The sequence below is a fragment of the Traorella sp. mt218 genome, from assembly GCF_055420025.1.
The window spans coordinates 106,140-126,970 of the sequence record NZ_JBVAYM010000003.1 but is presented as its reverse complement, the minus strand read 5'-3'; the positions used below and the strand labels follow the sequence as shown (position 1 = coordinate 126,970).

General features: G+C 41.3%; 33 protein-coding genes and 1 riboswitch. All 33 genes read left to right on the top strand.

Annotated features, from left to right (window positions below):
- Positions 1-169 precede the first annotated feature (169 nt).
- The gene (rpsL, locus tag ACZYT3_RS02765) at positions 170-589 is read left to right on the top strand and encodes a 30S ribosomal protein S12 (protein ID WP_071441956.1); all 420 of its coding nucleotides are present in this window, start codon (positions 170-172) and stop codon (positions 587-589) included.
- Positions 590-611: 22 nt separating this feature from the next.
- Positions 612-1,082 (top strand): 30S ribosomal protein S7, encoded by a 471-nt coding sequence (gene rpsG / locus ACZYT3_RS02760; protein ID WP_071441957.1) that lies wholly within the window; start codon positions 612-614, stop codon positions 1,080-1,082.
- 14 nt (positions 1,083-1,096) lie between these two features.
- On the top strand, positions 1,097-3,166 hold the full coding sequence (fusA, locus tag ACZYT3_RS02755; protein WP_464087593.1) for an elongation factor G: 2,070 nt from the start codon (positions 1,097-1,099) through the stop codon (positions 3,164-3,166).
- Positions 3,167-3,241: 75 nt separating this feature from the next.
- Positions 3,242-4,426 (top strand): elongation factor Tu, encoded by a 1,185-nt coding sequence (gene tuf / locus ACZYT3_RS02750; protein WP_464087592.1) that lies wholly within the window; start codon positions 3,242-3,244, stop codon positions 4,424-4,426.
- 131 nt (positions 4,427-4,557) lie between these two features.
- Positions 4,558-5,286: a gamma-glutamyl-gamma-aminobutyrate hydrolase family protein gene (locus ACZYT3_RS02745; protein WP_464087591.1), complete on the top strand. Its 729-nt coding sequence runs from the start codon at positions 4,558-4,560 to the stop codon at positions 5,284-5,286.
- A 47-nt stretch (positions 5,287-5,333) separates the two neighbouring features.
- A riboswitch (TPP riboswitch) is annotated at positions 5,334-5,420 on the top strand.
- 27 nt (positions 5,421-5,447) lie between these two features.
- Complete coding sequence (locus ACZYT3_RS02740) at positions 5,448-6,038, top strand: energy-coupled thiamine transporter ThiT (protein WP_464087590.1); 591 nt, start codon at positions 5,448-5,450, stop codon at positions 6,036-6,038.
- A gap of 80 nt (positions 6,039-6,118) precedes the next feature.
- Entirely contained in the window at positions 6,119-6,940 is an 822-nt protein-coding gene (locus ACZYT3_RS02735) for a Cof-type HAD-IIB family hydrolase (protein ID WP_294561972.1), read from the top strand.
- A gap of 12 nt (positions 6,941-6,952) precedes the next feature.
- Positions 6,953-7,933, top strand: a complete 981-nt coding sequence (locus tag ACZYT3_RS02730) for a Gfo/Idh/MocA family protein (protein ID WP_464087589.1) — start codon at positions 6,953-6,955, stop codon at positions 7,931-7,933.
- Positions 7,934-8,084: 151 nt separating this feature from the next.
- Positions 8,085-8,297 carry a FeoA family protein gene (locus tag ACZYT3_RS02725; RefSeq protein WP_294561970.1) on the top strand — a complete coding sequence of 71 codons (213 nt, stop codon included), beginning with the start codon at positions 8,085-8,087 and terminating at the stop codon, positions 8,295-8,297.
- A 9-nt stretch (positions 8,298-8,306) separates the two neighbouring features.
- On the top strand, positions 8,307-8,528 hold the full coding sequence (locus ACZYT3_RS02720) for a FeoA family protein (RefSeq protein ID WP_294561969.1): 222 nt from the start codon (positions 8,307-8,309) through the stop codon (positions 8,526-8,528).
- 48 nt (positions 8,529-8,576) lie between these two features.
- Positions 8,577-10,901, top strand: a complete 2,325-nt coding sequence (feoB, locus tag ACZYT3_RS02715) for a ferrous iron transport protein B (protein WP_464087588.1) — start codon at positions 8,577-8,579, stop codon at positions 10,899-10,901.
- 9 nt (positions 10,902-10,910) lie between these two features.
- On the top strand, positions 10,911-11,036 hold the full coding sequence (locus tag ACZYT3_RS02710; protein WP_294561967.1) for a FeoB-associated Cys-rich membrane protein: 126 nt from the start codon (positions 10,911-10,913) through the stop codon (positions 11,034-11,036).
- On the top strand, positions 11,021-11,389 hold the full coding sequence (locus ACZYT3_RS02705; RefSeq protein WP_464087587.1) for a helix-turn-helix domain-containing protein: 369 nt from the start codon (positions 11,021-11,023) through the stop codon (positions 11,387-11,389). Before ACZYT3_RS02710 ends, ACZYT3_RS02705 begins: the two co-directional genes overlap by 16 nt.
- Positions 11,390-11,463: 74 nt before the next feature.
- Positions 11,464-11,811 carry a DUF6054 family protein gene (locus ACZYT3_RS02700; RefSeq protein WP_464087586.1) on the top strand — a complete coding sequence of 116 codons (348 nt, stop codon included), beginning with the start codon at positions 11,464-11,466 and terminating at the stop codon, positions 11,809-11,811.
- 505 nt (positions 11,812-12,316) lie between these two features.
- Entirely contained in the window at positions 12,317-12,628 is a 312-nt protein-coding gene (rpsJ, locus tag ACZYT3_RS02695) for a 30S ribosomal protein S10 (protein ID WP_071441969.1), read from the top strand.
- 15 nt (positions 12,629-12,643) lie between these two features.
- A complete protein-coding gene (gene rplC, locus ACZYT3_RS02690; protein ID WP_294561964.1) occupies positions 12,644-13,333 on the top strand; it encodes a 50S ribosomal protein L3 in 690 nt (229 codons plus the stop codon).
- Positions 13,334-13,336: 3 nt separating this feature from the next.
- Positions 13,337-13,972, top strand: a complete 636-nt coding sequence (gene rplD / locus ACZYT3_RS02685) for a 50S ribosomal protein L4 (RefSeq protein WP_294561963.1) — start codon at positions 13,337-13,339, stop codon at positions 13,970-13,972.
- Positions 13,965-14,252, top strand: coding sequence for a 50S ribosomal protein L23 (gene rplW / locus ACZYT3_RS02680; RefSeq protein ID WP_294561962.1), 288 nt, complete (start codon positions 13,965-13,967; stop codon positions 14,250-14,252). Before rplD ends, rplW begins: the two co-directional genes overlap by 8 nt.
- 62 nt (positions 14,253-14,314) lie before the next feature.
- Positions 14,315-15,148: a 50S ribosomal protein L2 gene (rplB, locus tag ACZYT3_RS02675; RefSeq protein ID WP_294561961.1), complete on the top strand. Its 834-nt coding sequence runs from the start codon at positions 14,315-14,317 to the stop codon at positions 15,146-15,148.
- Positions 15,149-15,168: 20 nt separating this feature from the next.
- The gene (gene rpsS, locus ACZYT3_RS02670; protein WP_294561960.1) at positions 15,169-15,447 is read left to right on the top strand and encodes a 30S ribosomal protein S19; all 279 of its coding nucleotides are present in this window, start codon (positions 15,169-15,171) and stop codon (positions 15,445-15,447) included.
- Between the two features lie 13 nt (positions 15,448-15,460).
- Positions 15,461-15,796, top strand: a complete 336-nt coding sequence (gene rplV, locus ACZYT3_RS02665; protein WP_294561959.1) for a 50S ribosomal protein L22 — start codon at positions 15,461-15,463, stop codon at positions 15,794-15,796.
- A 10-nt stretch (positions 15,797-15,806) separates the two neighbouring features.
- On the top strand, positions 15,807-16,592 hold the full coding sequence (gene rpsC / locus ACZYT3_RS02660) for a 30S ribosomal protein S3 (RefSeq protein WP_294561958.1): 786 nt from the start codon (positions 15,807-15,809) through the stop codon (positions 16,590-16,592).
- On the top strand, positions 16,592-17,008 hold the full coding sequence (gene rplP, locus ACZYT3_RS02655; protein WP_071441977.1) for a 50S ribosomal protein L16: 417 nt from the start codon (positions 16,592-16,594) through the stop codon (positions 17,006-17,008). Before rpsC ends, rplP begins: the two co-directional genes overlap by 1 nt.
- Positions 17,009-17,011: 3 nt before the next feature.
- Entirely contained in the window at positions 17,012-17,212 is a 201-nt protein-coding gene (gene rpmC / locus ACZYT3_RS02650) for a 50S ribosomal protein L29 (RefSeq protein ID WP_294561957.1), read from the top strand.
- An 11-nt stretch (positions 17,213-17,223) separates the two neighbouring features.
- Positions 17,224-17,484, top strand: a complete 261-nt coding sequence (rpsQ, locus tag ACZYT3_RS02645; protein ID WP_071441979.1) for a 30S ribosomal protein S17 — start codon at positions 17,224-17,226, stop codon at positions 17,482-17,484.
- Positions 17,485-17,500: 16 nt separating this feature from the next.
- Positions 17,501-17,869: a 50S ribosomal protein L14 gene (gene rplN, locus ACZYT3_RS02640; RefSeq protein ID WP_071441980.1), complete on the top strand. Its 369-nt coding sequence runs from the start codon at positions 17,501-17,503 to the stop codon at positions 17,867-17,869.
- Positions 17,870-17,880: 11 nt separating this feature from the next.
- The gene (gene rplX / locus ACZYT3_RS02635; protein ID WP_294561956.1) at positions 17,881-18,189 is read left to right on the top strand and encodes a 50S ribosomal protein L24; all 309 of its coding nucleotides are present in this window, start codon (positions 17,881-17,883) and stop codon (positions 18,187-18,189) included.
- A gap of 16 nt (positions 18,190-18,205) precedes the next feature.
- Positions 18,206-18,745, top strand: a complete 540-nt coding sequence (rplE, locus tag ACZYT3_RS02630; RefSeq protein ID WP_294561955.1) for a 50S ribosomal protein L5 — start codon at positions 18,206-18,208, stop codon at positions 18,743-18,745.
- 13 nt (positions 18,746-18,758) lie between these two features.
- Complete coding sequence (locus ACZYT3_RS02625; protein ID WP_071441983.1) at positions 18,759-18,944, top strand: type Z 30S ribosomal protein S14; 186 nt, start codon at positions 18,759-18,761, stop codon at positions 18,942-18,944.
- 20 nt (positions 18,945-18,964) lie between these two features.
- Positions 18,965-19,360: a 30S ribosomal protein S8 gene (rpsH, locus tag ACZYT3_RS02620; RefSeq protein WP_294561954.1), complete on the top strand. Its 396-nt coding sequence runs from the start codon at positions 18,965-18,967 to the stop codon at positions 19,358-19,360.
- 17 nt (positions 19,361-19,377) lie between these two features.
- Positions 19,378-19,923 (top strand): 50S ribosomal protein L6, encoded by a 546-nt coding sequence (rplF, locus tag ACZYT3_RS02615; RefSeq protein ID WP_294561953.1) that lies wholly within the window; start codon positions 19,378-19,380, stop codon positions 19,921-19,923.
- A gap of 21 nt (positions 19,924-19,944) precedes the next feature.
- Complete coding sequence (rplR, locus tag ACZYT3_RS02610) at positions 19,945-20,301, top strand: 50S ribosomal protein L18 (RefSeq protein ID WP_294561952.1); 357 nt, start codon at positions 19,945-19,947, stop codon at positions 20,299-20,301.
- 12 nt (positions 20,302-20,313) lie between these two features.
- Positions 20,314-20,823, top strand: coding sequence for a 30S ribosomal protein S5 (gene rpsE, locus ACZYT3_RS02605; protein WP_294561951.1), 510 nt, complete (start codon positions 20,314-20,316; stop codon positions 20,821-20,823).
- Positions 20,824-20,831: the final 8 nt, after the last annotated feature.

Below are 20,831 nucleotides of genomic sequence, written 5' to 3'. Positions count from 1 at the left end.
GATGCTGCTGCTTTTTTTGAAAAAAAGTGAAAAAAGCAGTTGACATGCAAGCTTTTGAAATGGTATCATATCAAAGCTAGCGTAAGTGTGTTCCTATTTCATGGGAACATTCATTTATCGCTTGAAATGACACACCCGGAAATGTGTGTTTGAATGAAAGGAGGACAATATGCCTACAATTAATCAATTAGTTACTAAGGGACGTACAAAGAAAGTTTGGACAAGTAAATCCCCGGCACTGAACAGAGGGTATAACTCATTAAAGCGTCGTCCGACAAATTTAAGTTCACCGCAGAAGCGTGGTGTATGTACTCGTGTTGGTACGATGACGCCAAAGAAGCCAAACTCAGCGCTTCGTAAATATGCCCGTGTCCGTTTATCAAACGGAATGGAAGTTACGGCTTATATTCCGGGAATCGGACATAACCTGCAGGAGCACAGCGTTGTATTGATTCGTGGAGGACGTGTGAAGGACCTGCCAGGTGTTCGTTATCACATCATTCGTGGTACGCTTGACTGCGCCGGTGTAAATAACCGTAATCAATCTCGTTCATTGTATGGAACGAAAAAACCTAAAGCAAAGAAATAGATCGTGAAAGGAGGAAATCAGTATGCCTAGAAAGGGACATATCGCAAAACGTGATGTATTAGTAGATCCGATTTACAACTCGAAGCTGGTTACTCGTCTGATCAATAAAATCATGATCGATGGTAAAAGAGGGGTTGCACAGACGATTCTATACAATGCGTTTGACATTATTGAAGTAAAAACAGAACGTCAGCCGATGGAAGTTTTCGAGCAGGCACTTGAGAATGTCATGCCGGTGCTTGAATTAAAGGTTCGTCGTGTCGGCGGTGCCAACTATCAGGTTCCTGTTGAAGTAAGTCAGGAAAGAAGACTGACTTTAGGACTGAGATGGTTAGTTAATTATTCTCGTTTAAGAAACGAAAAGACGATGGAGCAAAGACTGGCTGCCGAAATTATCGATGCAGCGAATGGTACAGGAGCTTCAGTGAAGAAGAAAGATGACACTCACAGAATGGCTGAAGCAAATAAAGCATTTGCTCACTATCGCTGGTAAAAGGAGTTTAGAATATGGGACGCGAATATTCATTAGCAAATACTCGTAATATCGGTATCATGGCACACATCGATGCCGGTAAGACAACAACCACTGAACGTATTCTTTACTATACAGGAGTAAATCACAAGATCGGAGAAACGCATGACGGTGCTTCTACCATGGACTGGATGGCCCAGGAACAGGAAAGAGGTATCACGATCACTTCAGCTGCAACGACGGCACATTGGAAGGGTACGAGAATTAACATTATCGATACTCCGGGTCACGTTGACTTTACTGTTGAAGTAGAACGTTCATTGCGTGTGCTGGACGGTGCTGTAACGGTTCTGGATGCGAAAGCAGGTGTTGAACCACAGACAGAAACTGTTTGGCGTCAGGCTTCTCAGTATGGCGTTCCGCGTATCGTGTTTGTCAATAAGATGGATGCGATCGGTGCCGATTTTGAGATGTCGGTAGATACGATCAGAAAACGTCTGGGTGCTAAGACAGCAGCTGTACAGCTGCCGATCGGTGCAGAATCAGATTTCGTAGGCGTTATCGATATCATTCAGAGAAAAGCTTTTGATTTTGAAGGTGAATTAGGTGTTAATGTCGTTGAGATTCCGATACCTGAAAATTTGAAGGATAAGATGGAAGAAAAACGTCAGGAGCTGCTTGAAACAATTGCTGATTTTGATGATGATATCATGATGATGGTGCTTGAAGGTGAAGAACCAAGCATCGATCAGATCAAGAAGGCTATTCGTAAGGCTGTATGTACAGGTGAATTCTTCCCTGTATTCTGCGGTTCAGCTTATAAGAACAAGGGTGTTCAGCTGATGCTGGATGGTGTTGTGGAATACCTTCCTTCACCACTTGATATTCCTGCAATCACAGGTGTGGATGAAGATGGCAATGAAGTGGCTCGTCATGCAGATGACAATGAACCATTCTCTGCTTTGGCATTCAAGATCATGACAGACCCATTCATCGGAAAATTAACTTATTTCCGTGTTTATTCAGGAACATGCTCAGCAGGAAGCTACGTATTGAATGCAACGAAGAACAAGCGTGAAAGATTTGGACGTATCGTACAGATGCATGCCAATTCACGTAAGGAAATCGATATGGTTTATTCAGGAGATATCGCTGCAGGTGTTGGTTTGAAAGAAACAACTACCGGTGATACGTTGTGTGCAGAAAATGCACCGGTAATCCTTGAGTCAATGGTTTTCCCTGAACCGGTTATCCAGATTTCTGTTGAACCGAAATCAAAAGGTGATCAGGATAAGATGACATTGGCACTGCAGAAGCTTGCTGAAGAGGATCCGACATTCAAGACTTATACAGATAAGGAAACAGGTCAGACGATCATTGCCGGTGTAGGTGAGCTTCATCTGGATATCATCGTTGACCGTATGCGCAGAGAATTTAAAGTAGAGGCCAATACAGGTGCTCCGCAGATTGCCTATCGTGAAACGATTCGTCAGGCTGCTGACTGTGAAGGTAAGTATATCAAACAGTCAGGTGGTCGTGGTCAGTACGGTCACGTATGGATCAGATTTGAACCGAATGAAGAAGGTAAGGGTTATGAATTCTATGATGAAACAGTTGGTGGTTCTGTACCGAAAGAATACATCAAAGCCATCAATGAAGGAACAGAAGCTGCTCTTGAAAATGGTCTGATTGCCGGTTATCCGGTTATTGACATCAAGGCAACGCTGTTCGATGGTTCTTACCATGATGTCGATTCAAGTGAAATGGCTTATAAGATCGCTGCCAGCATGGCTTTAAGAGAAGCTGCTAAGAAATGTAAGCCGGTTCTTCTGGAACCAATCATGTTAGTAGAAGTTACGGCTCCTGCTGAATACTTGGGAAGTGTCATGGGTGATATTTCATCACGTCGTGGACAGATCACTGAACAGGAAGAAAGAGGAAATGCTGTTATGGTCAGCGCCTATGTTCCGCTTTCAGAAATGTTCGGTTATGTAACTGACTTACGTTCATTCACACAGGGTCGTGGAAACTATTCCATGAAAATGGACCACTATGCTGAAGTTCCTAAGTCAATTGCAGAAAAAATCATTAAAAACAACGCTTAATAATAATTATTAGTGTTGCTTTTATAGAAAAATTGAATTAAAATAAAAAGGTAAAAACTAGGAGGAAATCAAGAAATGGCAAAAGAAAAATTTGACAGATCCAAAGTGCATGTTAATATTGGTACTATCGGTCACGTTGACCACGGAAAAACTACATTAACTGCTGCGATCACAAAAGTTCTTTCTGAAAAAGGACAAGCTGAATACAAAGCATATGATGCAATCGACGGTGCACCTGAAGAAAAAGAACGTGGTATTACAATCAATACAGCTCACGTTGAATATCAGACAGCTACTCGTCACTACGCTCACGTAGACTGCCCGGGTCACGCTGACTACGTTAAGAACATGATCACGGGTGCAGCTCAGATGGATGGTGCTATCTTAGTTGTTGCTGCAACTGATGGACCTATGCCTCAGACTCGTGAACACATCCTGCTTGCTCGTCAGGTTGGTGTTGAAAAGATCGTTGTATTCTTAAATAAGTGCGATATGGTTGATGATGAAGAATTGATCGACCTTGTTGAAATGGAAGTTCGTGAATTGCTGAACGAATACGGATTTGATGGCGATAATGCTCCGGTTATCCGTGGTTCTGCTTTAGGTGCATTGAACGGAGATCCAAAATGGGTTGAAAAGATCAACGAATTGATGGATGCTGTTGACAGCTATATCCCTGAACCAGCTCGTGAAACTGATAAACCATTCTTAATGGCTGTAGAAGACGTATTCACAATTACTGGCCGTGGTACAGTTGCAACTGGACGTGTTGAACGTGGTATCTTAAAGCTTGGTGAAGAAGTTGAAATCGTTGGTATCAAAGATACTAAGAAGACTGTTGTTACAGGTATCGAAATGTTCCGTAAGCTTCTTGACTTTGCTGAAGCAGGTGATAACATTGGTACATTGTTACGTGGTATCAACCGTGATGAAATTCAGCGTGGACAGGTATTATGTAAGCCAGGATCTGTACATCCACATCATCACTTCAAGGCTCAGGTTTACGTACTGACTAAAGAAGAAGGTGGACGTCACACTCCATTCGTATCTAACTACCGTCCTCAGTTCTATTTCCGTACAACTGACGTTACTGGTGTCATCACTCTTCCAGAAGGTGTTGAAATGGTTATGCCAGGCGACAACGTTGAAATGGAAGTTGAATTGATCCACCCAATCGCTGTTGAACAGGGTACTAAGTTCACGATCCGTGAAGGTGGTAGAACTGTAGGAGCTGGAAACGTTACTTCAGTTATCGCTTAATTTGAGTATCTCAAAGGGTTGACCTGATATCAGGTGACCCTTTTTTTGACAAAAAAATTTGTTTTAAGAGATGCTGCGTTTTTGAAATAATGAGTGATATAATATAGATAATTGAATTTGGAGGAAAAAAGATGAAACCGGTGATTGCGATTGCTTCAGGAATCAAAAAAAATAAAGAGGCAGGTATCTTTGAAGGAGAGCTTTATAGTTATATCACAGAGGAATACGTAAAAGCTGTTGAAATGTGCAATGGACTTCCGTTTATCATTCCGCTGCAGAAAGAAAAAGAAGATGTTGAACGGCTTTTAACGATGGCTGATGGAGTGATCCTTCCGGGTGGCAATGATATCGATCCTGCTTTTTATCATGAAAAACCCATACCTGAATGTGGTGAGATCTTTCATGAGGTAGATCAGCTGTATCTGTGGGTGATCGAGCTTGCTGAAAAATTAAACAAGCCATTATTAGCTATCTGTAAAGGTCATCAGATGTTGAATGTAGCTTATGGCGGTAATCTGTATCAGGATCTTCATATTCAAAAAGAATTTGTCATGGATCATTCACAAAACATACCACGACATCTTTCATCACATGAAGTACGGATTAAAAAAGATTCCCTTCTTTATGATATCTTCCAAAAGAAGGCCAATGTGAATAGTTTTCATCATCAGGCCATTCATAAATTGGCTGATACATTTGAAGCGGTTGCGACCAGTGAAGATGGTATCATCGAAGCGATTTTCAAAAAAGAGGGAAGCTGGATGTTAGGAATCCAGTGGCATCCGGAAATGATGGCAGCTGCTGATGAAAAGATGAAAGCTATTTTTCAATTATTTATCGATCAATGTCAAAAAAGATGATGAATGTCATCTTTTTCTTTACATTTATAAAAATAAGTTTATAATAAAAACGTCGACAGGGGTGCGTGAAGCTGAGAGAGTCCCTTTGACCTGATCTAGTTAGTACTAGCGTAGGGAGTCAATTTTTTTGATGTTCTTACGCCTCATGGAGGTGTTTTTTTATGAACAAAACTAGAAATGAAGTATTGAATTTAGTCTTTATGGCCTTTTATGTGGCCCTATCACTCGTCTTGACCTATCTGAATGAAATGTTTCCGATCATTCAGATGCCTAATGGCGGATCACTGGAATATTCCGTCATTGCCTGCTTTGTAGCCAGCTATCATTTAGGATGGGCAAGAGGTGTTGTGGTATCACTGTTAAGCTGGGTAATTGGAATCCTTTTTGGAATGCATAATTATATTGTTACGCCCATGCAAACCTTATTGGATTATGTGATTCCTTATGGTCTGTTAGGCCTTGCCAGTCTTTTCCCGCGTATTAAGTTAGGTAATTTTACGATCAGTAATATTTATACGGGAATCGTTGGCTGCATGTTTCTAAAATATGCTTCTCATGTGTTGGCAGGGGTCTATTTCTGGTTTCCTGAAGGTGAAGCGGCTGGCAGTCTGGCGGCTTGGATCTATTCGGCATGGACTTATAATCTGGCATATAACTTATTGACATTAGCTGTTGCGTTAGTTATTACACCACTTTTGATCTATTCAGTCAGAAGATTGCATACGGTAAAGTTTATTGGAATTAAAGATTAATTGTTAGCCTGTTTGAGTTTCAAACAGGCTTTTGTTATGGTAAAATAAAAGAGGTTTGGTTTTGTGAAAGGAGGATATTTATGGATAGGATCCGGATGGTACTGTGCGATATTGACAGTACTTTGATTACAGATGATCAGCGGTTAACGCCTTATACAAAAAACATCATCGATCGTTTGCATGATCATGGCATCCTTTTTGGTATTGCCTCAGGAAGACCGATCAATGAAGTGAATACCAAAGCAAAACTATGGGGCTTTGATTATAATTTTGATATCCTGATCGGTATGAATGGTTCTGAGCTATGGGATGAGAAAGCGCAGAAGCAGTATGATTACTATAAGCTGAAAAGAGAATGGATGAAGGAAATCATTGAGCTGATGGAACCCTATCATAGTAATCCTTATATTTATTATCATGATGTTATGATGTGTAAGGATGCTGATGAAAACATGATGCGTTCTTCAAGAAAAAACGGTAAGGAAGTTATTGTCGTAAAAGATATGAAAGAGATGTATGCGGAAGAGAATGCCAAGATCATGTTTCGTATCAAAGAGAGTCAGATGGACGAGATCGAGGCAATGCTTGAAAAACTGGATGCACCCTATAAGGGGTTTAAAACACAGCCTACATTAATTGAGTTTGCGGATAAGAGAACTTCAAAAGATTATGCCCTTAAAGAATTTTGTAAGATGAATGACATTGATTTGAAGGATGTGCTGGCTTTTGGTGATACGAGCAATGATAATTCAATGCTGGAATGTGCCGGATGGGGTGTTTGTATGGCCAATGGCAGCGATGATACGAAAGCAATTGCTGATGATATCACAGAAAGAACGAATAATGAAGATGGTTTTGCTTATTATATGGAAGAACATTTTATGAAAAAATATAATTGGTAATGGGAGGTAATCATGAAAATAGGAACGATAGGAACCGGCTCAATTACAGACTGGGTCATGGGACAATTGCTGGAATATGAACAAAATGAATATGCGGCGATTTATTCAAGAAAGCATGAAACAGCTCAGGCATTAGCTGAAAAATATCATGTGGATAAGATTTATACCGATTTGGACGAGATGCTGAAAGATGATGAGATTGACTGCATTTATGTGGCTTCACCGAATTCATTACATTTTGAACATGCGAAAAAGGCCATGCTGGCAAATAAGAATGTGATCGTAGAGAAGCCTTTCTGTTCAAATGTAAAGGAATGTGAGGAATTGATTGCTTTATGCAGGAAAACAACATGTTTTCTTTTTGAGGCCATTACAACTGTTTATAATCCTAATTATCTGGCTGTTAAAGAAAAACTGAAGGATATTATGCCAGTTAGGATCGTAGAGTGTAATATGTCGCAGTATTCACGTAAATATGATGCTTTTTTAGAGGGTGGGAAGCCGAATGTATTTACACCTGCTTTTTCCGGTGGTGCCTTGATGGACATCAATGTATATAACCTGCATTTTGTCGTTGGTTTGTTTGGTATGCCGCAAAGCGTTCACTATGAGGCCAATATCAAAGAAGGAATCGATACGAGCGGTGTATTATCCTTAAATTATGAAAACATGGTTGTAAGCTGTGTAGGAAGTAAGGATAATATCGGTGTTAATTTCTGTCAGATTCAGGGTGAAAAGGGTTATATCTATGTCGAAGGTGTCAGCAGCATGACAAAAAAAGCGGTGGTTCATTTGCGCAATGGTGAAGAATATCACTTGGATCTTCAAAAGCATGATGGGGCTCATTACTATTATGGCGGAGCTATGCTGAAGATGATTGAAGAAAAGGATCATGAGAGCTGTTATAAGATGCTGGAACATTCATTGCAGGTAATGAAAGTCATTGATATGGCAAAGAAAAGTGCCGGTATCGTATTTGATGCGGATCGATGAGAAGTACGGGAAGGATCTCGTACTTCTTTTTAATAATGAAAACGAAGTGAAAGAAATTTGAAAAAATATCGAACGTTCTATTGACAAAAAAGTTAGCCGGTGGTAATATTTTCCTGTAAGTTAGATTTGACTAACTGAGAGGAGAAGGTATATGCCATTAACTTTAGCGAGTACGGGTAAAATGATGCGGATCTATAAGATCACGGGTAAGGATGATGTGAAGCGTCATCTGGCTGATCTAGGTTTTATTGAAGGGGTTGAATTAAGTGTTGTCAATGAGCTTGGCGGTAATTTGATCTTAAATGTCAAGGGTACACGTATTGCGGTAGATAAGAAGATGGCAAGCCGTATTCTTGTTGATTAGGAGGGTAGCATGAAAACATTGAGAGAGTGTTCACCGAATGAGAAGGTTACAGTAGTGAAAATTCATGGAAGTGGTCCGGTAAAAAAAAGGATCATGGATATGGGCATTACAAAGGGAACGGGTATTTTAGTGCGTAAGGTTGCGCCTTTAGGTGATCCAATCGAAATCAATCTCCGCTCGTATGAATTGTCATTGCGTAAGGCAGATGCGGAAATGGTTGAGGTAAAGTAATTTTTTTTAATCGTATGGTTAAATTTGGCTAACTAAATGGAGGGACTTATGATATATGCTTTAGTGGGGAATCCAAACTGTGGAAAAACGACTTTGTTTAATGAGCTTACCGGCAGCAGTCAGTATGTGGGGAACTGGCCGGGGGTTACCGTTGAGAAGAAAGAGGGAAGACTGAAGGGCAGAAAAGATGTCATCATTCAAGACTTGCCGGGTATTTATTCATTATCGCCTTATACTTTGGAAGAAGTGGTCGCACGTAATTATATCGTGAGCCAACATCCGGATGTGATCATCAATATCGTAGATGCGACGAATCTGGAGAGAAACTTATATCTGACAACACAGGTCATGGAATTGGGCGTGCCGATGGTCATTGCATTGAATATGATGGATGTTGTTCGAAAGAATAAGGATGAAATCAATGTCAAAGAATTAGAAAAGCGTTTAAATTGTAAGGTGGTTGAGATCAGCGCAGTGAGCGGTGAAGGCTGTAAGGAACTGATGGAAGCTGCTCACCAGCTTGAAAAACAACGTGCCCAAAAATATTTAAAATACAACGGTGAGCTTGAAAAAAGCTTAGGAGAAGTAAGTGCCCTGATCGATGGCAAGTTTGAACATCACCTCTTACGCTGGTATGCCGTGAAACTTTTGGAAAATGATGAGAAGGTCGTAGAGGAAGTTGATCTGGCTGAGAGCATCAAGAGTGAAATCAATAAGATTCGTACAGCACTTGAAGAGAAAATGGATGATGATGCGGAAAGTATCATAACTTCCGAAAGATATGAATTGATCAGCTCGATCTTAAAAGATATTTATGTCAGAAAGAATAAGTCTGATTTATCAACAAGTGATAAGATCGATAAGATCGTGACCAACCGCTGGCTGGCTCTGCCAATCTTTGTCGTTGTGATGTGGCTGGTTTATTATATTTCTGTGACAACGATCGGTACATGGGCCACAGACTGGGCCAATGAGGGTGTATTTGGTGATGGCTGGCACTTATTTGGTATCGGTACGAGCGAATATGAAGAAGATGCTGCTGCATATAGCCGTGCGGATCAGATCATGGCTGCAGTGGAAGAAGGTGAAACGGTTGTCGTTATCTATGATGATGAAGATGTTGAACTTGAAACTGTTACGATTACAGACAGTGTTGTAGATGAGGCTGAAGCAATCGTTGAAGCAGGTGAGCCGGATACTTCTGAATATGGTATCTGGGTACCGGGCGTTCCGGTCATCGTAGGTGATGCGTTAGAGTCAGCAGGAGTTGCTGATTGGCTGTATTCACTGATCATTGATGGTGTTATCGGTGGTGTGGGTGCCGTATTAGGTTTCCTGCCGCAGATGATGGTCTTATTCTTGCTGTTAGCACTTCTTGAAGACTGTGGCTATATGGCGCGTATTGCGTTTATCATGGATAGGATCTTTAGAAAATTTGGTTTATCCGGAAAGAGTTTTATTCCTATGCTGATAGGAACGGGTTGTGGTGTACCTGCAATCATGGCAAGTCGTACAATTGAAAATGACCGTGATCGTAAAATGACGATCATGACAACGACGTTTATTCCTTGTTCCGCTAAACTCCCAATTATTGCTTTGATTGCGGGTGCATTATTTAATAATGCGTCCTGGGTATCACCAAGCGCGTACTTTGTAGGAATGGCAGCCATTATTGTGAGTGGAATTATATTAAAGAAAACGAAGCTTTTTGAAGGCGATGCAGCTCCATTTGTCATGGAATTGCCGGCCTACCATATGCCGAAGGCAAAAGGTGTCCTTCTGCATATGTGGGATCGTTCAAAAGCTTTTGCGAAAAAAGCGGGTACGATCATCTTTGTTTCGGCAATCGTCCTTTGGTTCTTACAGGGCTTCAACTGGCGATTCGAGATGGTCGATAACAACGAATCTATCTTAGCTTCGATTGGTAATGCCTTTGCCTTTGTCTTCTCGCCGCTTGGCTTTGGAAACTGGAAGGCAACAGTTGCGACCGTCACAGGCTTGATTGCGAAAGAAAATGTTGTATCAACGTTTGGAGTACTTTATGGATTTGCGGAAGTTGCAGAAGATGGTGCTGAAATCTGGGGCACGCTGGCAAGTGAATATACGATGCTATCTGCTTACAGTTTCTTAGTCTTCAATTTGTTGTGTGCTCCATGCTTTGCGGCCATTGGTGCGATTTCAAGAGAAATGGGCAGTGCCAAGTGGACATGGATCGCTATTGGATATCAGTGCTGCTTTGCTTATGCCATCGCCTTGATCATCTATCAGCTGGGCAGCTGGATCACAACGGGAGTCTTTGGAATTGGAACAGTGTTTGGCATTGCGGTGCTTGTACTGCTGCTTTATCTGCTGCTTCGTCCGGCTAAAAAGTGATGGTGTAAGATGGATATAGTTGTATTATTGATCCTTGCTGGCTGTGTGGTGCTTGCATTGCGTTCGATACGTAAATCAAAGTCTTGCGGATGCTCAGGCAATTGTGCAGGATGTCAGAAATGCAGCCGCCATTAACAAGAGGACAACTGAAATGCCTGCTCATGGGTGTGATTACCCAAAAAGCAGCGTGTGAGGGTATCAGAGGTATTGATATTGCTTCCGCATTAGGTGTATCGAGAGCTTCGATCCGCAAAATACTGGCAATACTTACGGAAAAAGGATATCTCGTGCATCAGAAACAGCAGGTATATCTGCTGAGTGATACAGGGAAAGAAATGGTTGACCGGATATTTCCCTTGTATGAGAAGATTTTCTGCTACTTTCATCAAATCGTACATCTCAGCGAATTTGATGCAAGAGAAGGAGCGCTTGCATTGGTCATAACCTTAAATGAAGACAACCTTAAAGACTTATGTAAGCATTTATAGAAAGAAAGACAAGGAAATACTGGCTTCCTTGTTTTTCTTATATTATAATGAAAATGAAAAGAAAGGGGGATCTTATGGCATCTTATCATCAGTGTTTAACAGGAGATTTTCATGATTTTATAGGTTATCTTGAACAAAGTCTTAAAGATGGTTCATCTTCTTTGGAAATTGTTGATAAACAAAATACGATCATCAATGATGTTGAATGTTTTATTTTAATATGTGAACGTTATAGTTTGTTGAATAATAGCTGGGTAAGCATGAATATAACGATTTTACATTATCAGGAAAAGATTGAGTTGTTTGCGATAACAGCGGGTGGAAGTACGGGATTATTGCGCATTGATGGTTATGGTGAAGATACTTTCTTACGGACATTGATCAGGCCTGTGGAGGATTATATTCGTTTTCAAAATGATTGATATATGATTGTTGATTTTTAAGGCGTTTCATTGGAGAATTTCTTTATTCTAAGGCAAAAGGGTGGTTTTTGCCTTATTTTTATGAAAGGTCTACAAATTATAACGATCAGAATTTTAAAATAAGAAGTGATTTTCATTTATTCAGAAAGATATTGTAATCAATTATTTAATAAGAAGAAAATCCATTTGGAGAAAATAACGGAATATTTATAAATATATTTTGAAAATAAGCATCGTACAACTAAAAAAGTTATAAATGGCAAAAAAACAACTGTTAAGAACCTGAAGGTGCATGATGGAAGAAATAGTGCGAAAAAAAGCCAAAAAAGGTAAAAAACGCAAAAAAAAGGCTTGCATTATAGGGTTTTGCTTGTTATAATATTGGAGATTCCGCGTTGACATGCGAGGTTGCTGACACACTGAGATACGTTGTCACGGTGTACAGTCAGGGAATTTGTATCGAGCGGTTGAACTCCGTCGAGAACGGAAGAGAAGGAGAGATAACATGGCAAAGAATAGCGTTAGAATTCGCTTAAAGGCTTACGAGCACAGAATCCTTGATTCAAGTGCAGAAAAGATCGTAACAGCTGCCCAGGCACATGGTGCTAAAAAAATCGTTGGACCTGTACCACTTCCAACTGAAAAGCAGGTAGTAACAATCCTGCGTGCGGTACACAAATACAAAGACTCTCGTGAACAGTTCGAAATCAGAACACACAAGAGATTGATTGAGATCGTTGGACCTACAGCAGAAACAATCGATGCATTGAGCCGTTTGGAGCTGCCGAGTGGTGTTGACATCGAGATCAAGCTGTAAGCTGGAGGTGACATCATGAAAGGATTATTAGGACGCAAAGTAGGTATGACTCAGGTCTTTACGGAAGATGGTATTCTGATTCCAGTAACAGTCGTTGAGGTTCAGCCAAATGTTGTTTTACAGAAGAAAACAATGGAAAATGATGGATACGTTGCTATCCAATTAGGAATGGAAGACGTGAAAGAAAGAAGAGCTACAAAAGCTGCTGTCGGACACGCCAAGAAAGTTAATACGGCTCCAAAGCGCTATATTCGTGAATTCCGCTCTGAAGATATGATGAGCTACGAATTGGGAGCAGAAATCAAGGCTGATATTTTCGCAGCCGGTGAAATGGTCGATGTGATCGGAACGAGCAAGGGTCACGGATTTACGGGTGCTATCAAGCGCCATAATCAGACCATCGGACCTAAGACTCATGGTGCGGGCCCTGTTCACAGACATATGGGATCTGCGGCTACTACAGGTTTGGGTACGAATAAGATCGACCCTGGATTTACGATGCCGGGTCACTATGGTGTTGACCGTACAACTAACAAGAATTTGGAGGTTGTCAAGGTTGATGCTGAAAACAACTACATGTTAATTAAAGGAAACGTGCCTGGACCAAAGAGAGGTTTAGTCATGATCCAGTCTGCTAAGTGCAGCAAAGGTGATGTAGAACCTAAGGTATTAGTGGACTACAGCAAAAAAAATGAGGAGGAATAAGATATGCCTAATATGGTCGTAGTTAACCTAGCAGGTGAAAAAGTTAAAGATATAACTCTTAATCCTGAAGTATTTGGCATTGAGCCAAATCAGCAAGTAATCTTTGATGCCATTGTTATGCAGCGCGCATCTATGAGACAGGGAACACATGATGTGAAGAATCGTCGTGAAGTAAGAGGCGGCGGACGCAAGCCTTACCGTCAGAAGGGTACAGGTAACGCTCGTCAGGGTTCTATCAGAGCTCCGCAGTATCGTGGCGGTGGAATCGTATTCGGACCGACTCCTAGAAGCTATGCGACAAAGCTGAACAGAAAGGTTCGTCGTCTGGCTTTAAGATCTGTGCTGAGTGAAAAGGTAGCAACAAACAATATGATCGTTGTTGATGCTTTAAAGATGGAAGCACCTAAGACAAAGGATATGGTTGCAGCTATCGAAAACATCAATGCCGGTAAGAAAGCATTGTTCGTTGCCGCAAATGATGAAGATTACATGAATGCATATTTATCAGTAAGAAACATCGAATCCATGTTGATGCTGACAGCTGATAAGATCAATGTTTATGACATAGTAAATGCAAATAAGATCGTATTTACTGAAGCAGCTGTGAAGGCAGTTGAGGAGGTATTGGGTAATGAATAACTATAGAGATATTATTATCCGCCCAATTATCACTGAAAAATCCATGAAGATCATGGAAACTGACAACAAAGTTACCTTTGAAGTCGCAAAAGGATGCAACAAGACTGAAGTTAAGCAGGCTGTTGAAAATATCTTTGGTGTTAAAGTGGTGGGTGTGAACATATTGAACACAAAGCCAAAAACAAAACGTGTAGGAAAATACACGGGAAAGACAAAAGTTGTTCGTAAGGCAATCGTTAAGATCGCTGAAGGACAAGATATCAACTTATTCGGTGAATAAGGATATCCGGGGAGATTCACGCTATTTCCCGCTAGAAACGCGTAAGGAGGAAAAGGAATATTATGGCAATTAAGAAATATAAGCCAACAACAAACGGCCGTCGTAATATGTCTGTGCTGACGTTTGATGAGATCACGACATCTACACCGGAACGCAGCCTGCTGGCACCGCTGAAAAGCAAGGGTGGCCGTAACAATAACGGACGCATTACGACTCGTCATCAGGGTGGCGGACATAAGCGTCAGTACCGTATTATTGACTTTAAGAGAAATAAAGATGGCATTCCGGCAACGGTTGCTACCATCGAGTATGATCCAAACAGATCTGCCAATATCGCATTGCTGAACTATGCAGATGGTGAAAAACGCTACATTCTTGCACCAAAGGGCTTGACTGTTGGAGCTAAGGTTCTTTCAGGAGAAGGTGCTGATATCAAGGTCGGCAACGCTTTGGAAATGAGAAACATGCCTGAAGGTACATTCATTCACAATGTAGAGTTAAAGCCTGGTAAAGGCGGACAGCTGGCCAGAAGTGCCGGTGTCAGTGCTCAGATCTTGGGTATTGAAGACAAATATGTAACCGTTCGTCTGGCGAGCGGAGAAGTTAGAAAAATCTTAGGAAATTGCCGTGCTACTGTCGGAGTTGTCGGCAATGAGGATCACTCTCTGGTAAATATCGGTAAAGCCGGTAGAAGCCGCTGGATGGGTATTCGTCCTACTGTTCGTGGTTCTGTTATGAACCCGAATGATCACCCTCATGGTGGTGGTGAAGGCCGTACGCCAATCGGACGTAAGTCACCAATGACACCTTGGGGCAAGAAAGCTATGGGTGTGAAGACCCGTGACAGCAAGAAAGCATCTACGAAACTGATCGTTCGTCGTAGAAATGGTAAATAGGCGAAAGGAGGAAATGAAAAATGAGTCGTAGTTTGAAAAAAGGACCTTTTGTTGATGAACACTTGATGAAGAAAGTGGAAAAACTGAATGAGTCTGGTAAAAAAGAAGTAATTAAGACGTGGTCACGTCGTTCTACAATTTTCCCTCAATTCGTTGAACATACCTTTGCTGTTTATAACGGTAAAGAACATCTGCCGGTTTATGTAACGGAAGATATGGTAGGTCATAAATTAGGCGAATTTGTGCCAACGCGTAAATTTACGGGTCACGCAGGTGACGATAAGAAAGCTAGAAGATAGGAGGAACTAGAAAATGGAAGTAAAAGCAACTGCAAAAACATTACGTATTCCACCTAGAAAAGCTCGTCTGGTTTTAGATCTGATTCGTGGAAAAGACGTAGAAGAAGCTGCAGCTATTTTGAGATTTACGCCAAACTTTGCTGCTGATGCTACTGCAAAAGTATTAAAATCTGCTGTTGCCAATGCTGTTAATAATAATGGCTTGGATGAAAGCAAATTGTTTGTTAAAGAATGTTATGCTAACGAAGGTGTTGTACTAAAAAGATTCATGCCTCGTGCAAAAGGATCTGCAAGTGCGATCCACAAACGCACTAGCCACATCACTGTTGTGGTTAGTGAACGTGCTTAGGAGGTAAAGTATGGGTCAGAAAGTTAGTCCTATCGGAATGCGTGTCGGTGTGATCCGCGATTGGGAATCACGCTGGTATGCAAATAAAGATTATGCCGATTTATTATTAGAAGATATCAAGATTCGTGACTTCTTGTTTGCTGAGCTGAAAGCTGCTGCAGTATCAAGAGTTGAGATCGAACGTTCAAAAAACCGTGTTGAAGTGATCGTACGTTCTGCTCGTCCGGGTGTGATCATCGGAACAAACGGTGAAAACGTAGAAAACATCAAAAAGAAATTAACAAAGCTTACGAATGGCAAGAACGTCTATATCAAGGTCGTTGAAATTGCGAACCCTGATTTGGATGCCAGAATCGTTGCCAGAAGCATTGCTGACCAGCTGGAACAGCGTGCATCTTTCAGAACTGCTCAGAAACGTGCAATTCAGAGAACGATGCGTGCCGGTGCCAAGGGTATCAAGACAGCTGTTTCCGGAAGACTTGGCGGTGCTGATATGGCTCGTACAGAAGGTTATTCAGAAGGAGTTGTTCCTCTGCATACCTTAAGAGCTGATATTGACTATGCATGGGAAGAAGCAAGCACGACTTACGGACGTTTGGGTGTTAAGGTTTGGATCTGCCGCGGTGAAGTTCTTCCGGGACAGATGGTAACAGAACCTGAAGCTCCTAAGTTTGGATCCAATGATCGCAGACGCAGAAACGATCGTAATCGCAGAAATGATCGCAAGCCTCGTCAGCAGCAGGTTGAAGCAGCTCCAAAAGCTGAAGCAAATGCTAATGAAGGAGGTAACAACTAATGTTAATGCCTAACAGAACAAAATATAGAAGACCTCACAGATTAAGCTATGAAGGCCGTGCAAAAGCAGGACGTGAAGTAGCTTTCGGTGAATATGGTCTGATGGCTGATACTGGTGGATATGTAAGTAACCGTCAGATTGAAGCAGCGCGTGTTGCGATGACGCGTTATATGAAGCGTGGTGGTAAAGTTTGGATCAAGATTTTCCCACACTTAGCTATTACGAAGAAGCCACTTGAAGTTCGTATGGGATCCGGTAAGGGTGCTCCAGAAGGATGGGTTGCCGTAGTAAAACCGGGACGCATCATGTTTGAAATTGCCGGTGTAGACGAAGCTGTTGCCCGCGAAGCATTCAGACTTGCGTCTCACAAACTTCCTGTTAAAACGAAATTCGTTGTTAAAGGTAAGGAGGAGTAAACGATGAGCGTAAAAGAAATTAGAGAAAAAAGTAATGAAGAATTACTTGCTGAGATCGAAACACTTAAAGCTGAACTCTTTAACCTTCGTTTCCAACAAGCAACTGGTCAGACTGTCAATGGTGCTCGTATGAAAACTATTAAAAAGACGATTGCTCGTATTAAAACTGTGATGACTGAGCGTGAGCTTGGTATTCGGGACTAAGGAGGATAGAGATGGAAAGATCTAACCGTAAAACTTATCGTGGGACAGTAGTTTCAGATAAGATGGATAAAACAATTACTGTTATTATTGAAACTAGAAAAACACATCCTTTATATGGAAAGCGTGTAAAGTATTCAAAGAAATTCAAGGCTCATGATGAACTTAATGAAGCAAAGATCGGCGATTTTGTAGAAATCATGGAAACTCGTCCATTGTCTGCTACAAAGCGTTTCCGCTTGGTTAAGATTCTGCAGAAGGCTGAAGTTCTTTAGTTAGGAGGAATTGATCATGATTCAAAACGAAAGTAGATTAAGAGTCGCTGACAACACCGGAGCTAAAGAAGTTCTAGTTATTCGCTGCTTAGGTGGAAGCAAAAGAAAATTTGCCAATATCGGTGACGTTGTCGTTTGTACAGTTAAACAGGCATCTACGGGTGGCACTGTAAAGAAGGGTGACGTTGTCAAAGGCGTTATCGTAAGAACAAGACGCGGCATCCGTCGTGAAAACGGTACTTACATTAAATTCGATGACAATGCAGTTGTATTGATCAAAGAAGATAAGACGCCACGTGGTACAAGAATTTTTGGACCTGTGGCAAGAGAATTGCGTGATAAAGATTACATGAAAATCGTATCTTTAGCACCGGAAGTGTTATAGGAGGAACTTTCATGAAAATCAAAAAAGGTGATAAAGTTCAAGTAATCAGCGGTGCTTATAAAGGTACTGTTGCTGAAGTAACTCGTGTAATTCCTAAGGAAAACAGAGTTGTTGTTGAAGGTGTAAACATCATTAAGAAGCACATGAAGCCAACTCAGCAGGATCCTGATGGAAAGATTATTGAAAGAGAAGCTCCAATTCATGTATCAAATGTCATGGCCTATGATTCAAAGGCTAAGACAGCCAGCAGAATTGGATATAAGATAGAAGATGGCAAAAAGGTACGTGTCTATAAAAAGACAGGTAACATTGTCAAGTAAGGAAGGAGCGTAAAAGATGAACCGTTTACAGGAAAAGTATAAAACAACTGTTGTCGAAAACTTAACTAAAAAATTCGGATACACATCAGTGATGCAAGTTCCTTATGTTGATAAGATCGTCATCAATATGGGTTGTGGAGATGCGATTGCAAATCCGAAAGCACTCGAAGATGCTGTAGCTGAATTAGCTCAGATCACTGGACAAAGACCGGTGATCACGAAAGCTAAAAAGTCAATTGCGAATTTCAAATTGCGTGAAGGTGCTCCGATTGGCTGCAAGGTTACACTTAGAAAAGAAAAGATGTATGATTTCTTGGATAAGCTGGTAAGTATTTCTCTTCCTCGTGTAAGAGATTTCCGCGGTGTAAGCAAGACAGCTTTTGACGGACGCGGTAACTACACGCTGGGTGTTAAAGAACAAATCATTTTCCCGGAAATCAACTTTGATAAAGTAAACAAAGTTCGTGGTATGGATATTGTTATTGTAACAACAGCTAATACAAATGAAGAAGCCAAGGCATTACTTGAAGAATTAGGTATGCCGTTCGCTAAATAGGGAGGACAATTCAATGGCAAAAAAAGCGATGATCAATAAAGCAAACCGCCCTCAGAAGTTCTCAACTCGTGAATATACGAGATGTGAGCGTTGTGGACGTCCTCACTCAGTATTACGTAAATATAAACTATGCCGTATTTGCTTCCGTGAGCTGGCTTATAAGGGTCAGATTCCGGGTGTAAAAAAGGCTAGTTGGTAAGAGATAGGAGGAATAAAGTCATGATGATGACAGATCCGATTGCTGATATGCTTACTAGAATTCGTAATGGGCTTCAGGCTCGTCACGAAACAGTAGAAATACCGGCAAGCAAAGAAAAAGAAGCAATTGCTGAAATTTTGAAATCTGAGGGATTTATCACAGATTACAAAGTAGAAGGCGATGTAAAAAAAGTAATGACTGTAACTTTAAAATACGGTCCTAACAAAGAAAAAGTAATTACAGGTCTTAAGAGAATCTCTAAACCGGGATTGCGTGTGTACGCAAAGGTTGAGAATCTGCCAAGAGTACTCAATGGTTTAGGAATTGCCATTATCTCTACTTCACAAGGTCTGATGACTGACAGAGAAGCAAGAGCTAAGCACTGTGGCGGCGAAGTAATCGCTTATGTTTGGTAATTAAGGAGAAAAGCAAAATGTCACGTATCGGTAATAAAACGATTACCATTCCGGCTGGTGTCGAAGTAACGGTTGCCAGTGGGAATGAAGTGACGGTTAAGGGTCCTAAGGGAACTTTGACTCGTCAGTTTGCACCTATACTTGGAATCCAGGTAGAAGGTGGAGAATGCCATGTAACTCGCCCAAATGATCTGAAGGCTACAAAACAGCTGCATGGTACAACTCGCGCTTTGCTGCACAATATGGTAGTAGGTGTGAGCGAAGGATTTGAAAAGAGATTGGAACTGGTAGGTATCGGATTCCGTTCTGCCGTTTCAGGTAATAAGCTGACTTTGAATATCGGTTACTCTCATCCGGTTGAGCTGGAATTGTGGAGCGATGTCAAAGTAGAATGTGCAAGTCCAACTGAAATTGTTGTATCAGGTATTGATAAGCAGAAGGTTGGAGAATTTGCCGCAAATATTCGTGCTGCTAGAAAACCAGAACCTTACAAGGGCAAAGGTATTCGCTATAAAGGTGAATATGTTCGTCGTAAGGAAGGTAAGACAGCAGGTAAGAAATAGCGAGTGGGAGGAAGATAGAACATGCTTAAGAAAATTTCTAGAAACGATGAACGTTTACGTCGTCATGCACGTGTTCGTACCAAAATATCCGGTACCGCTGAATGCCCTCGCTTAAACGTATTCCGTTCAAATGCGCATATTCATGCGCAGATCATTGATGATGTTGCCGGCAACACTTTAGTTGCTTGCAGCTCAGTTGATATGAAGCTTGAAAACGGTGGCAATGTTGAAGCTGCTAAGAAAGTTGGCGCTGAACTTGCAAAACGTGCTCAGGCTAAAAACATTAAAAAAGTAGTATTTGACCGTGGTGGATATATCTATCACGGACGTGTCAAGGCTCTTGCTGATGCAGCTCGTGAAGCCGGACTAGAATTTTAGGAGGACATGCGAATGGAACGCAAACCAAGAAGAGATCGTGAACGCGATAAAGAATTCGAAGAACGTGTCGTTAAAATCAACCGTGTTACGAAGGTTGTAAAAGGTGGACGCCGTTTCCGCTTTGCTGCCCTTGTAGTGATCGGCGATAAAAAAGGACGCGTTGGTTTTGGAACAGGTAAAGCAAATGAAGTGCCTGACGCAATTAAGAAAGCTATTGAAGATGCTAAGAAGAACGTCTTCAATGTGCCTGTCGTAAATGGAACGATTCCTCATGAAATCATAGGAATTTATGGTGCCGGTGAAGTTATTTTACGTCCTGCTACGGAAGGTACCGGAGTTATTGCCGGCGGACCTGTTCGTGCAGTCGTAGAATTAGCCGGAATTACAAACATTTTATCAAAATGCTTAGGTTCCCGTACACCGGTAAACGTTGTAAGTGCAACAATCAATGCTCTTCAGAACTTGAAGACAATTGAAACAACTAGTGAATTACGTGGCAAGAAGCCTCAGGAAATTCGTTAGTGGGAGGA

What these genes read in the sequence shown, in the direction of transcription:
- rpsL (WP_071441956.1), top strand. Translation starts at nt 170, where the DNA reads ATGCCTACAATTAATCAATTAGTTACTAAGGGACGTACAAAGAAAGTT.
- rpsG (WP_071441957.1), top strand. Translation starts at nt 612, where the DNA reads ATGCCTAGAAAGGGACATATCGCAAAACGTGATGTATTAGTAGATCCG.
- fusA (WP_464087593.1), top strand. Translation starts at nt 1,097, where the DNA reads ATGGGACGCGAATATTCATTAGCAAATACTCGTAATATCGGTATCATG.
- tuf (WP_464087592.1), top strand. Translation starts at nt 3,242, where the DNA reads ATGGCAAAAGAAAAATTTGACAGATCCAAAGTGCATGTTAATATTGGT.
- ACZYT3_RS02745 (WP_464087591.1), top strand. Translation starts at nt 4,558, where the DNA reads ATGAAACCGGTGATTGCGATTGCTTCAGGAATCAAAAAAAATAAAGAG.
- ACZYT3_RS02740 (WP_464087590.1), top strand. Translation starts at nt 5,448, where the DNA reads ATGAACAAAACTAGAAATGAAGTATTGAATTTAGTCTTTATGGCCTTT.
- ACZYT3_RS02735 (WP_294561972.1), top strand. Translation starts at nt 6,119, where the DNA reads ATGGATAGGATCCGGATGGTACTGTGCGATATTGACAGTACTTTGATT.
- ACZYT3_RS02730 (WP_464087589.1), top strand. Translation starts at nt 6,953, where the DNA reads ATGAAAATAGGAACGATAGGAACCGGCTCAATTACAGACTGGGTCATG.
- ACZYT3_RS02725 (WP_294561970.1), top strand. Translation starts at nt 8,085, where the DNA reads ATGCCATTAACTTTAGCGAGTACGGGTAAAATGATGCGGATCTATAAG.
- ACZYT3_RS02720 (WP_294561969.1), top strand. Translation starts at nt 8,307, where the DNA reads ATGAAAACATTGAGAGAGTGTTCACCGAATGAGAAGGTTACAGTAGTG.
- feoB (WP_464087588.1), top strand. Translation starts at nt 8,577, where the DNA reads ATGATATATGCTTTAGTGGGGAATCCAAACTGTGGAAAAACGACTTTG.
- ACZYT3_RS02710 (WP_294561967.1), top strand. Translation starts at nt 10,911, where the DNA reads ATGGATATAGTTGTATTATTGATCCTTGCTGGCTGTGTGGTGCTTGCA.
- ACZYT3_RS02705 (WP_464087587.1), top strand. Translation starts at nt 11,021, where the DNA reads ATGCAGCCGCCATTAACAAGAGGACAACTGAAATGCCTGCTCATGGGT.
- ACZYT3_RS02700 (WP_464087586.1), top strand. Translation starts at nt 11,464, where the DNA reads ATGGCATCTTATCATCAGTGTTTAACAGGAGATTTTCATGATTTTATA.
- rpsJ (WP_071441969.1), top strand. Translation starts at nt 12,317, where the DNA reads ATGGCAAAGAATAGCGTTAGAATTCGCTTAAAGGCTTACGAGCACAGA.
- rplC (WP_294561964.1), top strand. Translation starts at nt 12,644, where the DNA reads ATGAAAGGATTATTAGGACGCAAAGTAGGTATGACTCAGGTCTTTACG.
- rplD (WP_294561963.1), top strand. Translation starts at nt 13,337, where the DNA reads ATGCCTAATATGGTCGTAGTTAACCTAGCAGGTGAAAAAGTTAAAGAT.
- rplW (WP_294561962.1), top strand. Translation starts at nt 13,965, where the DNA reads ATGAATAACTATAGAGATATTATTATCCGCCCAATTATCACTGAAAAA.
- rplB (WP_294561961.1), top strand. Translation starts at nt 14,315, where the DNA reads ATGGCAATTAAGAAATATAAGCCAACAACAAACGGCCGTCGTAATATG.
- rpsS (WP_294561960.1), top strand. Translation starts at nt 15,169, where the DNA reads ATGAGTCGTAGTTTGAAAAAAGGACCTTTTGTTGATGAACACTTGATG.
- rplV (WP_294561959.1), top strand. Translation starts at nt 15,461, where the DNA reads ATGGAAGTAAAAGCAACTGCAAAAACATTACGTATTCCACCTAGAAAA.
- rpsC (WP_294561958.1), top strand. Translation starts at nt 15,807, where the DNA reads ATGGGTCAGAAAGTTAGTCCTATCGGAATGCGTGTCGGTGTGATCCGC.
- rplP (WP_071441977.1), top strand. Translation starts at nt 16,592, where the DNA reads ATGTTAATGCCTAACAGAACAAAATATAGAAGACCTCACAGATTAAGC.
- rpmC (WP_294561957.1), top strand. Translation starts at nt 17,012, where the DNA reads ATGAGCGTAAAAGAAATTAGAGAAAAAAGTAATGAAGAATTACTTGCT.
- rpsQ (WP_071441979.1), top strand. Translation starts at nt 17,224, where the DNA reads ATGGAAAGATCTAACCGTAAAACTTATCGTGGGACAGTAGTTTCAGAT.
- rplN (WP_071441980.1), top strand. Translation starts at nt 17,501, where the DNA reads ATGATTCAAAACGAAAGTAGATTAAGAGTCGCTGACAACACCGGAGCT.
- rplX (WP_294561956.1), top strand. Translation starts at nt 17,881, where the DNA reads ATGAAAATCAAAAAAGGTGATAAAGTTCAAGTAATCAGCGGTGCTTAT.
- rplE (WP_294561955.1), top strand. Translation starts at nt 18,206, where the DNA reads ATGAACCGTTTACAGGAAAAGTATAAAACAACTGTTGTCGAAAACTTA.
- ACZYT3_RS02625 (WP_071441983.1), top strand. Translation starts at nt 18,759, where the DNA reads ATGGCAAAAAAAGCGATGATCAATAAAGCAAACCGCCCTCAGAAGTTC.
- rpsH (WP_294561954.1), top strand. Translation starts at nt 18,965, where the DNA reads ATGATGATGACAGATCCGATTGCTGATATGCTTACTAGAATTCGTAAT.
- rplF (WP_294561953.1), top strand. Translation starts at nt 19,378, where the DNA reads ATGTCACGTATCGGTAATAAAACGATTACCATTCCGGCTGGTGTCGAA.
- rplR (WP_294561952.1), top strand. Translation starts at nt 19,945, where the DNA reads ATGCTTAAGAAAATTTCTAGAAACGATGAACGTTTACGTCGTCATGCA.
- rpsE (WP_294561951.1), top strand. Translation starts at nt 20,314, where the DNA reads ATGGAACGCAAACCAAGAAGAGATCGTGAACGCGATAAAGAATTCGAA.